Here is a 13,774-nt window from a genome sequence, read left to right on the forward strand (position 1 = left end):
TCAGAAGCCGGTGGCGCCGGCGGCCTTGGCGAGCTGGGCGAACTGCTTCTGGGTGGCGGCGGCCACCTGCTCGGGCGTCAGGCTGCCGGTGATCATGTCGGCCAGGTTGAGGTAGAGGTCCGGGTTGGCGACGGCCAGCGACTGCATGGAGCCGACCGACTGGCCGAGCGAGGCGTGCACGTCCCGCAGCGCCTGCGGCACGCCGTCGGGCGTGGGCACGTCCGGGCGCAGCGACACGGTCTTGCGGTCGGCGACGAAGGCGGCGTAGCCGGGCCCCATCCAGTACGCCAGCAGCTGCCGGGCCGCGGCCTCCCGCTTGTCGTCGCCGGTGCGGAAGGCGACCAGCGCGTTGGACTGGTCGGGGATGGAGGTGCCGACGTTGCCGCTGGGCGAGATCGGGAAGAAGCCGATCTTCTCGTCCAGCTCGGCGGTGTCGGCCTTGGCCTGGAGCTGGCCGAAGAACGAGTTGACCTGGATCGCCATGGCGGCCTTGCCGGACAGCAGCGCCTCGCCCTGGTCCTCGAACTTGGCGGTCTTGATGTCGGAGTTGAACAGGCCCTCGTCGATGAGCGCCTTGTACTTCTTGATGGCGTCCAGGACCGTCTTGTCCTCGAAGGTCTCCTTGCCGGTGTTGACCCGGTCCCACAGGCCGTCCTTGGCGGCGTCGGCGAGCTGGACCTGCACCCACCACTGGGTGGCCCACTTGTCGCCGGCCATCTCGAAGAACGGGGTGACGCCCTTGCCCTTGAGCGTGCGGGCGACCTCCAGCATCTCGTCGAAGTTCTTGGGCGTCTCCTTGATGCCCTGGGCGGCGAAGACCTGCTTGTTGTAGTAGACGCCCTCGACGGCGGGGCTGGTGACGAGCGCGGCGTAGCGGGTCTTGTCCAGCAGGCCGGTGATGTCGCGCAGCTCCGGCGACAGCGACTCGACCCAGGGCGCGCCGTCGAGGGGCTGCAGGTTGGCGCGGGCGTTGAGCGCGGTGAGCATGGACGCCGTCGGCTGCCAGAAGGCCAGGTCGGGCTTGTCGCCGGTGGCGACCTTGGTCTGCACGCCCTGCTCGTACGGGTCGGGGATGGTGACGACCTCGACCTTGGCGCCGGTGGCCTGGGTGAAGGCGTCGGTGACGGCTTTGGGCACGGTGTTGCTGTTCTGGGCGGCCCAGATGGTCAACGTGACCCCGTCCAGCCGGGCGGTGGGCGACGGCCAGGCGGCCGGGGAGCTGCCTGCGGCCGGCGCGGCGGGGCCGGCGGAGGGATCGCTGCAGGCCGCGACGGCCAGGGCGAGGGCCGCGACGGCGGCGACACGCGGTACGAGCTTCACGGTTTGCTTCCTTTATCCATGTTCGCCCGCCTTTGGCGTCGAACATCCCTTTAGGGAGGTTAGTAGGGACGAAGGTGCAGAATTCGGGCGGTAGGCGCGGGGACCGTCGCCGTGACGGTCAGCTCCGCGGTCCGCGGGTTCCAGGCGGCGGACCAGCCCTCCTGGGGCGCCGGATAGGCGGCCTGCGCGCGCAGGTCGCGCCCGGCCAGGTGGGGCAGGCGCAGCACGGTGGTCTCGGCGGCTCCCGGCCTGCGCCAGATCCCGAGGTGGGTGCCGTGTTCCGTGCGCAGGCCGAGGGCGAGCCACGGGTCGTCCCAGCCGGGCAGGCCGAGCGGCCAGCACGGCGTGGCGCGCAGCAGGTCCGGGCGCAGGCTCTGGTGGAGCCGTACGCCGTCCCGGACCAGGGCGAGCTGCTCCGGCGTCATCCGGTGCAGGTTGCCCGACAGGTAGAGCCGGCCCATGATGCCGGTGCACATCGTGAAGGCGATCTCCTCGTCCGTCATCCCGGGCTGGGGGTAGGCCCAGTTGGCGGCCTGCTCGGGCAGCATCGACAGCGGGGCCGCGACCGCGATCGGCGGATAGCGGAGGAAGTCCTGCTGGTCGCTGGTGGACTGGAGCTGCAGGCGCGAGAGCATCGCGTAGTCCATGCGCATCGCGCCCGAGCCGCAGTTCTCCAGCACCAGGTGCGGATGGCGGTCCAGCACGCCCTCCAGCCAGGCCAGGTGCGCCCGGTTGTGGGCGAGCAGCCCCGCGCCGACGCTCGTGGCGCCGACGTCGGTGCCCGCGCCGGGGTTGACGTTGTAGTCGAGCTTGAAGTAGCCGACGCCGAGCTCCTCGACCAGCCGGTCCACCACCTGGTCCAGGTGCGCTACGGCCGCCGGATGGCGCAGGTCCAGGTGGTGGCGGCCGTGCTCGGCCAGGCGCACGCCGCCGCGCTGGAGGAACGCCTCGGCGGGCAGCTTGCCGGCCATCGGGCTGCGTACGCCGATCACCTCCGGCTCCAGCCACAGCCCGGCCGTCATGCCGTGCCCGGCGATCCTGGCCAGCACCTCCTCCAGGCCGCGCGGGAAGCGGGACCGGGACGGCAGCCACTCCCCCACGCTGTCCCACCAGTCGCCGCCGTCGTCGTACCAGCCGGCGTCCACGCAGAAGACCTCCGCGCCGGCCGCGGCGGCGGCGTCGATGAGCGGCAGCAGCTTGTCCGTCGTCGGGTCGCCCATCAGCGTGTTCATGTAGTCGTTGAACACGACCGGCAGCGCCGGCCGGTCCGGATGGGGACGCAGCAGCGCGCGACGGTGGGCGGTCAGCGCCGCCGCGGCGCCCTCCACGCCGTCGTCGGAGACGGCGACCGAGACGGGCACGGTGACGAACGACTCGCCGGGCGCCAGCAGCTCGCTCCACTGGTGGTCGGGATCGGTGGGGCCGGACAGCGCGACGTACGCGCCGTCCATCCGGTCGCCTGCCTCCCACCGCCACGCGCCGTTGTGCTCGATCTGCCACAGCCAGGTCCGGCCGGTACGCCGCTCGCTCAGCCCGCCCATCGGCACGTGCCTCCCGCTCGACCAGGTGCCGGTGCTGGTCAGCGCGAAGACGCTCTTGCCGTGCTGGCCGTGCCCGATCAGGCCGAGGTCGGGCACGTGGTCGGCGAGCGGCCTGCTGGTCCAGCGGTTCTCGCCCAGCCAGTCGCTGTCGCCGTACAGGACGTCCAGATCGGCGGCCGGCAGGCCGAGGAAGCCCGCGGCGAAGGAGGTCACGGCCAGCAGCAGCACCGGCTCCTCGCCCTGGTTCGTCACCCGCACCGACGCCTGCACGGCCGGCACGCCGTCGGGCGAGCGCAGGGTCAGCTCGGCGGCCAGCCCGGACACCTCGTCCCGCATCCGCACCCGCAGCTCGTGCCAGCCGTCCGCGCTGGACTGCTCGGACCCGGCGTAGCGCAGCCGGCAGCCCACCGCGGTCTCCGAGAGCCGCTGCGAGGCGCGCGCCCGGCCCTCGCCGGGCACCAGCACCTCCACCACCGGCTGGGAGACCCGCGCCCGCACGCTGACCGGCCCGGCGGTCAGCTCGCGCAGCGCCACCGGGCGATCCGGGTGGACCTCCAGGACGGCGGCGAGGCCGGAGTGGCCCCAGCGCAGGATCTCAACGACGTCAGCAGGCATCAAGGGACTCTCTTTCGTGCTTCCGTGCTCTCGTGCGACCAGTGATGGCGCATCGGTGTGACCGGTCACAAAGTGCAGTGTGAACGGTCACACCGACATGAGGGAAGACCTGTTTGCGGGATCGTTACGCGCAGGTTTCTAAATGCCGCGCGGGCGGCCGGTCGACTCGCGCACCACCAGGCTGGGCGCGACCAGGGCGGGCTCCGGCTGCTCCTGGCCGGTCAGCTCGGCCACGGCCGCGTGGAAGCAGGCCCGCCCCAGCCCCGCGAAGTCCATCCGGACCGTGGTCAGCGCTGGCGTCCAGTACGCCGAGCCCGGGATGTCGTCGAAGCCGACGATGCTCACGTCGCCGGGCACCGCCTTGCCCGCGTCGTACAACGCCCGGCGCACCCCCTGGGCGATGTCGTCGTTGCCGCACAGGATGGCGGTCACGTCCGGCTCGGCGGCCAGCCGCCGCCCGGCGGCGTAGGCCGAGGCGATGTCCCAGCCGCAGTCGAGCACGGCGGGGATCGGCGCGCCCGACTCCCCCAGCGCGTCGCGCCAGCCGGCCAGCCGGCCGCCCGCCCGGCCCTCCGACGGGATCGCCACGTGGTGCACGGTCCGGTGGCCGAGCGCCAGCAGGTGCCGGGTGGCGTCGGCGGCGGCGCGGCGCTCGTCCAGCGCGATCGACACCCGGCCCCGGTCGGGCGCGGCCGGCTCGGCGGCGGCCACCGCGGGGACGTGCCGGGGCAGCGCCTCCAGCACCGCCACGCCCATCGGGTCGAACGCGATCACCACCACGCCGCCCGCGCTGGCGTCGCTGACGTCGTCGACGGTCTGCTTCACCTCGGCGGGCTCGGCCGACTCCACCACGCGGATCCCGACGGCCAGGCCGGCCGCGCGCGCGGCCTCCTCGATGCCCTGCAAGGTGGCGGCGTAGCCGTACAGGACCGTGTTGGACGTCACCACGGTGATGGAGCGGGCACGTCCGAGGCTGAGCGCGCGGGCGGCGCGGCTCGGCCGGAAGCCGAGCCGGTCGATGGCCGCCAGCACCGCGGCGCGGGTCTCGGCGCGGACCTTGGGCGAGTCGTTGAGCACCCGCGAGACCGTCTGGTACGACACCCCGGCGGCGGCCGCGACGTCCCGGATGCTGGGCACGGCGACGGCGCTCCTGGACGCGCGGCGGGGTGTCGAGGTCACGCTCACATGGTAGGCCCGGCCGCTCTACGGATCTTCAGGCCGCGTTCCCCGATCGGAGCAGGCGGACGCCCTCGGCCAGTTCGGCCGGATCGGCCGCGGCCGCGAAGCTGAGCCGCAGGCAGGGACCGGCCGGCTCCGCCGGGAAGAAGCGGTGTCCGGCGTTGACCGTGACGCCGCGGGCGCGGGCCGCCTCGGCGACCACGGCGTCGTCCGATCCCGGGGGCAGGCGGACCCACAGGTGCAGGCCGCCGGCCGGAAGCCGGGTGAGGTGCCATTCGGGCAGGTCCCGGGCGAGGCTGCCGGCCAGCACGGCGCATCGTTCGAACAGGGAGGCCGCGAGGGCCTGCAGGTGACGGTTCCACGCGGGGGCGCTGAGCAGTTCGACGGCGGCTTCCTGGAGGGGGCGGGCGATGAAGAAGTCGTCCACGTAGCGCATGCCCTGGAGCCTGCGCATCACCGGCCCGCGGGCGGCGACGGCCCCGATGCGCAGGCTGGGCGAGGCGGGTTTGGTGAGCGAGGTGAGGTGGATGACCGTGCCGTGGCGGTCGCCGGTGATCAGCGGTGGGGGCACGGGGCGGCCGTGACCGAGGTGGCGGGCGAAGTCGTCCTCGATGAGGAAGGCGCCCGCCGCGTGCGCGACGTCGCCGATCCGGGCACGTCGTTCGGCCGCGAGCACCGTGCCGGTGGGGTTGTGGAAGGTGGGCTGGCAGTACAGCAGCCGCGCGCCGGTCATGGCGAAGGCGTCGGCGAGCAGGTCGAGGCGGATGCCTTCGTCGTCCATGGGCACCGGGACCGGCCGCAGCCCGGCGGCCCGGGCCGCGTTCAGTGCGCCCGGGTAGGTGGGCGACTCCATCAGGACCGGGCTGCCGGGCGCGACGATCGCCCGGAACAGCATGGACAGCGCGCTCTGGCCGCCACCGGTGATCAGCACGTCCTGCGGGGTGAGGCCGGCGCCGATCTGCCTCGCGAAGATCGTCCGCAGGGCTTCCAGGCCGGCGCTCGGCGCGCGGTGCCAGGCGTCGGGCCGCCGGGCCGCGCGGGCCAGGGCGGCGCTCAGGGCCCGTACGGGCTGGAGGGATTCGTGCAGGTAGCCGCCCGACATGGCGATCCCTTGAGCCGGGAGGTACTGCGCGGCTTCGAGGGCGTTGGCCGTGTCGTAGTCACGTCCGGCCAGCGCGACCGCCTGCCAGGAGGTGTCGGCGGCCTCGTCGCCCGGCCCGCGGCGGCGCGGCGCGGCGAACGTGCCGGAGCCGGGCCTGGTCACCACCAGCCCTTCGGCGGCCAGCGTCGCGATGGCGCGCGAGACCGTCCCGGGACCGACCCGGTGTTTCTCGGTCAGCTCGCGGCTGCTGGGCAGCCGATCGCCGGGAGCCAGGCCGGCCACCAGCGCGCGCAGGCTCGCCGCCAATTCGTCAGAAGTGCTACCCTCGTTCATGAGGAATGACGGTAGCACTTCTGTCCTTAACCCAGAATCGCTACGGGCCCTGCGGGCCGACACGCCGGGCGTCGCGAACGTCGTGCACTTCAACAACGCCGGCTGCGGCCTCGCGCCGGCGTCCGTGCTGACCGCGATGCTCGACCACCTGCGGCTGGAAGCGCAGATCGGCGGCTACGAGGCGGCAGCCGCCCGGGCCGAGCAGGTGCGGGGCTTCTACGACGAACTGGCCGCCCTGATCAACTGCGGCCCCGGCAACATCGCCTTCGCCAGCAGCGCCACCCACGCCTACACCACCGCGCTGTCGGCGATCCCCTTCGAGCGCGACGACGTGATCCTGACCACCCGCAACGACTTCATCTCCAACCAGATCGCCTTCCTGTCACTGCGCAAGCGCCACGGCGTGCGCGTGATCCACGCGCCCGACGTCCCTGAGGGCGGGGTGGACGTGGACGCCATGGCCGCGCTCATGCGCGAGCACTGGCCCCGGCTGGTCGCCGCCACCCACATCCCCACCAACTCCGGTCTCGTCCAGCCGGTCGCCGAGATCGGCCGGCACTGCCGCGAGCTGGACCTGCTCTACCTCGTCGACGCCTGCCAGTCGCTCGGCCAGTACCCGATCGACGTCGAGGAGATCGGCTGCGACCTGCTCACCTCCACCTGCCGCAAGTTCCTGCGCGGACCACGGGGCACGGGCTTCCTCTACGTCGCCGACCGCGTCCTGCGCGCCGGATACGAGCCGCTGTTCATCGACATGTACGGCGCGCGCTGGGTGGCGGAGGACCGCTACCAGCCGGTGGAGACGGCCGCCCGCTTCGAGGACTGGGAGTTCCCCTACGCCGCCGTGCTGGGATGCGCCGAGGCCGCGCGCTACGCCCGGCAGGTCGGCCTGGACGTCATCGCCGACCGCACCCCCGCGCTGGCCGCCCGGCTGCGCCGGTCGCTGGCCGAGGTGCCCGGGGTGCGCGTGCTCGACCGGGGCGCCCGGCTGGGCGCGCTGGTCACCTTCGCCATCGACGGCCGGCAGCCCCAGCCGTTCAAGGCCGCCCTGGACGCCCGGAAGATCAACTCGGCGCTCAGCTTCCGCGAGTTCGCCCAGTACGACTTCGGCGACAAGGACGTGGACTGGTGCGTGCGCCTGTCGCCGCACTACTACAACACCGAGGACGAGGTCGACGAGGTCGCCGCGACCGTGGCGGAACTCGCGGGGGCGCGGTGACCACCGGCCGAGGTGCACCCTGCGCGTCATGGCGCGGGGGCGCGGTGACCACCGGCCGAGGTGCGCCCTGCGCGTCATGGCGCGGGCGCGCGGGCCCGTACCGCCCGGCCTACTTGCCGTGCGGGTCGGCGGCGTTGAGCGTCTCGACCACCTGGTCGTAGTCGCCGCGGGCCTCGCCGTAGCGCAGGAACTTCACCCGTTCGACCTGGATCTCCTTCGCGTCGGGCTGAGCCTCGATCAGCCCGACCACCTCCGCCACGAACGTGTCGAGCGGCATGGCGTGCTCGTTGTCCTCCTGCCCCGGCAGCAGCGCGGTGCGGACGGACGGCGGCACGAGCTCCACGACCTTCACCGACGTGCCGGCCAGCTGCAGCCGGATCGACTCGCTGAGCATGTGGATGGCCGCCTTCGAGGCGTTGTAGCTCGGCGTGGCCTTGAGCGGCGCGAACGCCAGGCCCGAGGAGACCGTCATGATCGTGGCGTCCGGCCGCTCGCGCAGGTGCTCGACGAACGCGGCGATGAGCCTGATCGGGCCGAGCACGTTCGTGATCACGGTCTCCTCGGCGGTGGCGAGGAACGACGCGGGGTCGCGCCAGTCCTCGACGCGCATCACGCCGGCCATCGTCACCAGGACGTTGAGGTCCGGATGCGCGGCGAGCACCCGCTTGGCGGCGTCCGCGACACTGGCCGGGTCGGTGGTGTCGATCTGGACGGTGTGGATGCCGGGGTGCTCGGCCGCGATCCGTTCGAGCAGTTCGGCGCGCCGGCCGCCGACGATGACGGTGTTCCCCCTGGCCTGCAGCTCAAGGGCGAGCGCGAGGCCGATGCCGCTGGTGGAGCCGGGGATGAAAATGGTGTTTCCGGAAATGTGCATGTACCGATCGTTCCCGAACCGTCGAGGCGCAGGCAGAGATGGGTCATCGGGGGATCGGCGATCCCTGCCTCGCCCGGCGGCCGCACCCCATAATCGGTCATATGGACCGTGCAGCACTGGCCGACTTCCTGCGCCGCCGCCGCGAGGCGCTCCAGCCCGGGGACGTCGGCCTGCCCGAGGGCGCCCGCCGCCGGGCCCCCGGGCTGCGGCGCGAGGAGGTCGCCTCCCTCGCCGTCATGTCGACCGACTACTACACGCGGCTTGAGCAGCGGCGCGGCCCCCAGCCCAGCGAGCAGATGCTGGCCTCCCTCGCCCGCGCGCTGCGGCTGACCGGCGACGAGCGCGACTACCTGTACCGAATCGCCGGGCACAACGCGCCCGCGACGCTGTCCGCCTCGACGCACGTCGCGCCCGCGCTGCTGCGGGTGCTCGACCGGCTCGACGACACCCCGGCGCTCATCCTGTCCGACCTGGCCGAGACGCTGGTGCAGAACAGACCGGCCGCCGCCCTGTTCGGGGACGCCGCCAAGCACACCGGCCTGGCGCGCAGCGCGATCTACCGCTGGTTCACCGACCCCTCGGAGCGCACGCTCTACCCCGAGGCCGACCGCGACCGGCAGAGCCGGGCCCAGGTCGCGAACCTGCGCGTCGCGTACGGCCTGCGCGGGCCCCGGTCGCGGGCCGGCGAGCTCGTACGCGTCCTGCAGAGGACGAGCGAGGAGTTCGCCGAGCTCTGGGCACGGCACGAGGTCGTCCGGCGGTTCGAGGACCACAAGACGCTGGTCCATCCCGAGATCGGGCCGATCGAGCTGGACTGCCAGGCGCTGTTCACCGAGGACCAGTCCCAGACGCTGCTCGTGCTCACCGCCGCGCCGCGCACCGAGGACTTCGAGAAACTGCGGCTGCTCGCCGTCCTCGGCCACGGCCCCTTCGCGGAAGCGGAGCGCTGAGCATCCTCAGCTTCAGGGCGGGGCTCGCCGCGCCGGCGCTTGAGAACTCGGTTGCCAGGTGAAGGCCCTGGCAGAGACGCTGTCCGGCAAGGAGGTGCTGTCGATGCCGACTGTCGTCGTGAATGTGTCAGTGCGTGATCTGACCCAGGAGGATCTGCAGTGGTGTTCGTGGTCCGGTTCGGCTCTGCACCTGACTTACGTCGCGCGGGAGCTCGAGCGCGCGCGGAGCGGCGTCGTGGACTACCTGGCCGTCTGCCCCCCGTCCGGCCGGCCGGTGGGGATCGGCGGCGTGGACTATGAGGTGAGCCCAGGAGCGGGAACTCTTTGGCAACTGGCCGTGCTCCCCGCTCTGCAGTCCTGCGGCATCGGGACCGTTCTGGTTCACGCGGCCGAGCAGCGCATCATCGCCAGGGGACTGCACCGCGCGGAGCTGAGCGTCGAGGAGAGCAATCCTCGTGCGAGAGCGCTGTACGAACGACTCGGATACGTCGCCCACGGCAGCGAGCCCGACGCATGGGATGCCGAAGGCCCGGACGGCGTGATCCGGCGCTATGCGACAGTCTGCACGCTGATGAGCAAAACGTTGACGTGAGACGTGGTCAACCACGGACCTGGCGTTCCACGCGATGGCGGATGTACCCGTCCGGGTGCGAGCGGGCGATCGACACCGCCGCGTCCACGAGGTCATGCAGCTCCGGCGGGTACGCGGATCGCCAGAGCGGCAGCACGGGGAGAATGCATCGCCGGACGTCCAGGTGCTCGTTGCTCACGAACTCCCGGAGTGCGGCCTGGTGCCACTCCCGCATCAGGGCCGACGGGTCGTCTGGCTCCGCCGGGCTCTCGGTGCTCGAAGTCTCCGCTCGCACGTGGCTGAGCCGAAGCGGCAGAGCCGACCAGTACCACGCTCGCGCAGCGCCGGCCCGCTCCCCGTCGGTGCCCGTTCGCAGATGTTCGAGCAGCGCCGATCGGACGCGACGGCAACAACGTCCTGTCGTCATCCGTTCGGGTCGGCAGTGCCATGAACACCTGCCTCGCGTCCGTCCCGTCCTCATTTGTCGTCAACGAGCCCTCCAACGTCCCGGTCTTCGCGCCTGCTGCTCAGTGCACCGTGTCGAGGACCGCCACGGCAACCACGCCGGCGCCCTTTGAAGACTCATCACGCAACTACCTCTGGGAGTCACCTGGGGACCAGCGGCGTCGGAGCCAGCCGATCGTCGCTCGCCGTGAGTGCTCCCGCCGGTCCCGCAGATGCGGCGCATGGGCGGGACCTGGAAACGATGCCGTGTGGGTCCAGTAGCCGGCCAACGCGACGAGGAAGGCGTCGACCTGCGTGGGCTCAGCGGCTCGGCCGACCAGGTGACCCGAGAAGATGTCGTCGGGGTGAAGGTTGCCCAGATCGGACTGCAACAGCAGGCAGACCAGATCGCCCCAGGCCGGGCCGATGCAGGCACGCCCCCAGTCGACCACCTGCGCGGTCCCGCGCGGGCTGACGATGACGTTGTCGAAGCGCAGGTCGAAGTGCAGAAGCGTATCGCCGACGGCAAGCTCGGCCCACGTCGCTTCGACGGAGGCGAGGCGGGACAGGTGCTTGCGTTCCCATTCGCCGATGCTGTCAACGGTGACCGTGCCAAGGGCGCCGTTTCGCCTCAGTTCCCGCCAGATCTCACACCGCCCCGCCATCCGCTGGCCCAGTGTCGGCAGGCCGCCGATCGGCGAGGGCGTCAACTGCAGAGCGCACTCAGTCACCGCCTCCAGGGCGGCCGACAACTCCTCGGGCCGCCACGGTTCGTGCGGCAGCGCGCCCGGCGCGACATCGAAGCACAGCAGTAGCCACCCGGCCAGCTCACACGAGAATCGCAACCTTGGCGTGGGCACCGCCGGGGGCAACGCGGCGGCGACAGCAGCCTCGGTCCGGTAGTCCTGCACGTTGGCCGCATCGTCGCGTACGGCCTTGATGAACACCTCCTCCCCCGTGGACAGCGTCGCGACGCCGAGCACGCCGAAGGAGAAGCCGCCTTGACGCTCCTCGAAGCCCTGGAAGCCGGCACCCAACCGATGTTCGACTTCGCGCCTCACGATGACCGGGAGCTCTGCCCAATCACGCCGCTGGGTTCTCACGCGCCCAGCCAATCAGGACCTACCGGGCGATCGCGAACCATATCGCTGGAGTGCCGCGCTCACTCGTGGTTGTGTGTGGATGGGAAGATCGCCGGGACGCAGGCCGCGCCATCGAGCACTCCTGGGTTCGAGTCCAGGACCAAGACACCAGGCTGAATTCTCGTCGAGCTCCAAGCGGCTCCGAATCACCCCGGGTTCGGTGGAGACTCTCCTCTGCCTTCTGTCGCTGCTTTCGGCGTTCTCGGTGTCGACCGGCGGTCAAGGAGATCGACAGCCCTTCCACACTCCGCCACAATTGGGCGGCGATCTTGGCTCCCCTCCCTGGACAGGACATGAAAGCCCTCATAGCGACTCTGGCTCTCGCCACCGCGGTCCCCGCGACCGCCCATGCCGCCGCGGCTCCCGACCCGGTGGCCGCCGTACGGGCCCTTCTGGCCCGCAATGCCGGGGTCACGCTGGAGTTTCTTGGCAGCACCGGCACCGATCTGTTCTGGCAGAACGACGCCACTCGCGAGCAGATATCCGGCGGTGTCGGCCTGAAGGGCAGCGGCAAGCTCCAACTGGGCGCCACTGGCGTGACGGCCTCCGAAATCACCCGCGTCGTGCAGTTGAGCGGACAGGTCTTGATGAAGCAGGAGGCGGCCAAGGGAGACGCCTATTTCGCCGGCCTGCTCAAATCCGCTGGAACGACGCGCATGATCAGCACGAAGGGCTGGCTCTACCACCTGCTGCCGAAATCCCGCACGTGGCTCCGTACCGGCCGCGCCGGCGGGGGCGCCGCAGCGTACGGTGACCAGATCATCAACGTGCTGGAGCCGGCCACCCTGGCCAAGCTGCTGTCCACCGCGGACCGCTCATCGGTCACGCCATGGCACAAGAGCCGCACCACCGGCCGCAACCAGCGCATCTACACCCGTAGCGGCACGATCACCCTCAAGGAGCTCTACCGGGTCTCCCCCACCTTCCGTGAGGCGGCGGGCACTTCGGCCGTTGGCACGGATGAGATCTGGTGGCAGTACCTGTACGACGACCGTGGCCTGCCGGACCGGCTCGGCTGGCACTTCCAGACGACCACGAAGGCCGACTCCATCGGGCTGGGGGACAACCGGATCCGCTCGGTGCGCCTGGTCACGCGATTCTGGAACTGGCAGGCCAAGGTCTCCATCACCGCGCCCAAGGCGACACCGGGGCGAGGTCCTGCGGTGGACGAGATCACCGACATCCTGCGGGCGGGCGATCGCCCACGCTGACAAAGCTCATGGGGTCGCCGTGGCCGGCCACGTAGTCCACCCACCAGCTGCGCCACAGCGCGCTTCAGCAGCTCCGCCCAGCCGAGGCGACACCCGGCACGGCGCCTGGAGCCGGGCCAGGCTGAGCACTTCACCGGCGGGCGGTGTCCGGCGGGCGGTGTCCCCTGCCGTCCGCGCGTCTCGGGTCCGGCCGGCCAGTACGCCCTGTCGGGCATGACCAGCAGATCACCAGTGGGTTGCGGCAGCCCTCTCGGCGCCGCGTCGCCGTCCAGCACCCGGGTCCCGGACACCAGGTGGGCCAGGTCGGCGGGCACGGGCATCGCGGTCACCCGTGCTGTCAACCCGGCCACTGGCGCGTACGCCGGCGAATATGCCGCCTGATCAGGCAAGCTTCGGCAGGCCACCGCGGATCACGAGGGCGTCGTGATCGGTGTACGTGGTCCGCTCGACCTCCAGCCGCACCCCCGTCAGGTTGCCGTAGGCGTGCTGGATGCCGGGAGCCTGGCTCGCGGCCGCGTCGGTCAGCGTCCACAGGCCCTCGGGGGCGCACGACGCCCGGCGGTTGACGTCCCCGGCGAAGACGACCGGGCGGCCCGCGCGGGTGGCGAGCACCTGGGCGAGTTCGGCGCACTGGGTGGAGTTGGCCGAGCCGGCGGCCTCGCCGTCGGTGGACAGGTGGCTGGTGCACACGTCCACGCGGCGGGCGGTCGTCACGCAGAGCCAGCGCCGCTGCTCGACGCCGCTGAAGACGGAGTACGGCGCGTCCTCGGCGGCGTGGATCGCCTCCTTGGTGAGCACGGCGTTGCCGAACTCGCCGCGCCCGGCCGGGGTCTTGCAGGCCAGCGGCGCGCCGTTGTAAATGATCGTGGCGAAGCGGTAGTGGTAGCCGGTGCGCTCGGCGATCTGGGCCACGTCGCCGCTGCACGCTTCGTTGAGGGTGACGGCGTTGACGTCGTTGGCCTGGATGCGCTCCACCGTCTCGTCGAGGATCTTCGGGTACTGCGTCTTGGCGTAGCAACCGGCGTAGCCGCTGAGGCAGAGGTTCATCTGGAGCAGCGAGTACGGCGGCTGCCCCGCCGGCGGCTGCGTGGCCGCCGTGGCGGCGCCGGAGAACGACAGCAGCCCGGCCGTCGCCAGGCAGCCGATCAGCAAGGCACGCAGATACATCAGGAGAAATCGGATCACGGCGACATTGTGTCGGCATGATCGTCAAACAGGACAGAGCGGGCGGGAAGTGTTCAACACTCCCTCATGTGGCCGTCACCGGCTGGAC

The 13,774-nt window shown here is 71.7% G+C and carries 12 protein-coding genes; 4 read left to right on the forward strand and 8 right to left on the reverse strand.

Annotation, left to right across the window (positions count from 1 at the left end):
• The 4 genes from ACBR40_RS06645 to ACBR40_RS06660 form a co-directional block, all read right to left on the reverse strand.
• Complete coding sequence (locus ACBR40_RS06645) at positions 1-1,320, reverse strand: ABC transporter substrate-binding protein (protein ID WP_371247891.1); 1,320 nt, start codon at positions 1,318-1,320, stop codon at positions 1-3.
• Positions 1,321-1,379: 59 nt separating this feature from the next.
• The gene (locus ACBR40_RS06650) at positions 1,380-3,476 is read right to left on the reverse strand and encodes an alpha-galactosidase (RefSeq protein ID WP_371247892.1); all 2,097 of its coding nucleotides are present in this window, start codon (positions 3,474-3,476) and stop codon (positions 1,380-1,382) included.
• 138 nt (positions 3,477-3,614) lie between these two features.
• Entirely contained in the window at positions 3,615-4,655 is a 1,041-nt protein-coding gene (locus ACBR40_RS06655; RefSeq protein WP_371247893.1) for a LacI family DNA-binding transcriptional regulator, read from the reverse strand.
• 34 nt (positions 4,656-4,689) lie between these two features.
• Positions 4,690-6,090 carry a PLP-dependent aminotransferase family protein gene (locus ACBR40_RS06660; RefSeq protein WP_371247894.1) on the reverse strand — a complete coding sequence of 467 codons (1,401 nt, stop codon included), beginning with the start codon at positions 6,088-6,090 and terminating at the stop codon, positions 4,690-4,692.
• Here ACBR40_RS06660 and ACBR40_RS06665 point away from each other — a divergent pair.
• Complete coding sequence (locus ACBR40_RS06665) at positions 6,089-7,309, forward strand: aminotransferase class V-fold PLP-dependent enzyme (protein ID WP_371247895.1); 1,221 nt, start codon at positions 6,089-6,091, stop codon at positions 7,307-7,309. The two genes, ACBR40_RS06660 and ACBR40_RS06665, sit on opposite strands and share 2 nt — an antisense overlap.
• A gap of 109 nt (positions 7,310-7,418) precedes the next feature.
• Here ACBR40_RS06665 and ACBR40_RS06670 read toward each other — a convergent pair whose 3' ends face one another.
• Complete coding sequence (locus ACBR40_RS06670; protein WP_371247896.1) at positions 7,419-8,183, reverse strand: SDR family oxidoreductase; 765 nt, start codon at positions 8,181-8,183, stop codon at positions 7,419-7,421.
• 101 nt (positions 8,184-8,284) lie between these two features.
• On the opposite strand from ACBR40_RS06670, the gene ACBR40_RS06675 reads away from it, so the two are divergent.
• Entirely contained in the window at positions 8,285-9,133 is an 849-nt protein-coding gene (locus tag ACBR40_RS06675) for a helix-turn-helix transcriptional regulator (RefSeq protein ID WP_344207731.1), read from the forward strand.
• A 58-nt stretch (positions 9,134-9,191) separates the two neighbouring features.
• Positions 9,192-9,725 carry a GNAT family N-acetyltransferase gene (locus ACBR40_RS06680; protein WP_371247897.1) on the forward strand — a complete coding sequence of 178 codons (534 nt, stop codon included), beginning with the start codon at positions 9,192-9,194 and terminating at the stop codon, positions 9,723-9,725.
• A gap of 7 nt (positions 9,726-9,732) precedes the next feature.
• Here the strand turns inward: ACBR40_RS06680 and ACBR40_RS06685 are convergent, their stop codons facing one another.
• Positions 9,733-9,999, reverse strand: coding sequence for a hypothetical protein (locus tag ACBR40_RS06685; RefSeq protein ID WP_371247898.1), 267 nt, complete (start codon positions 9,997-9,999; stop codon positions 9,733-9,735).
• A gap of 298 nt (positions 10,000-10,297) precedes the next feature.
• Positions 10,298-11,251, reverse strand: a complete 954-nt coding sequence (locus tag ACBR40_RS06690) for a phosphotransferase family protein (RefSeq protein ID WP_371247899.1) — start codon at positions 11,249-11,251, stop codon at positions 10,298-10,300.
• 332 nt (positions 11,252-11,583) lie between these two features.
• Between ACBR40_RS06690 and ACBR40_RS06695 the strand changes: the two genes are divergently transcribed.
• A complete protein-coding gene (locus tag ACBR40_RS06695; protein ID WP_371247900.1) occupies positions 11,584-12,501 on the forward strand; it encodes a hypothetical protein in 918 nt (305 codons plus the stop codon).
• 381 nt (positions 12,502-12,882) lie between these two features.
• On the opposite strand, the gene ACBR40_RS06700 is transcribed toward ACBR40_RS06695, so the two are convergent.
• Positions 12,883-13,686 carry an endonuclease/exonuclease/phosphatase family protein gene (locus ACBR40_RS06700; RefSeq protein ID WP_371247901.1) on the reverse strand — a complete coding sequence of 268 codons (804 nt, stop codon included), beginning with the start codon at positions 13,684-13,686 and terminating at the stop codon, positions 12,883-12,885.
• Positions 13,687-13,774 lie beyond the last annotated feature (88 nt).

It is taken from the genome of Nonomuraea sp. AD125B (assembly GCF_041402765.1).
Classification (GTDB): Bacteria; Actinomycetota; Actinomycetes; order Streptosporangiales; family Streptosporangiaceae; genus Nonomuraea; species Nonomuraea bangladeshensis.

Bases quoted from the DNA above. Each gene is read 5' to 3' on its own strand.
- ACBR40_RS06670 (WP_371247896.1), bottom strand. From the start codon at position 8,183: ATGCACATTTCCGGAAACACCATTTTCATCCCCGGCTCCACCAGCGGC.
- ACBR40_RS06675 (WP_344207731.1), top strand. From the start codon at position 8,285: ATGGACCGTGCAGCACTGGCCGACTTCCTGCGCCGCCGCCGCGAGGCG.
- ACBR40_RS06660 (WP_371247894.1), bottom strand. From the start codon at position 6,090: ATGAACGAGGGTAGCACTTCTGACGAATTGGCGGCGAGCCTGCGCGCG.
- ACBR40_RS06695 (WP_371247900.1), top strand. From the start codon at position 11,584: ATGAAAGCCCTCATAGCGACTCTGGCTCTCGCCACCGCGGTCCCCGCG.
- ACBR40_RS06650 (WP_371247892.1), bottom strand. From the start codon at position 3,476: ATGCCTGCTGACGTCGTTGAGATCCTGCGCTGGGGCCACTCCGGCCTC.
- ACBR40_RS06665 (WP_371247895.1), top strand. From the start codon at position 6,089: ATGAGGAATGACGGTAGCACTTCTGTCCTTAACCCAGAATCGCTACGG.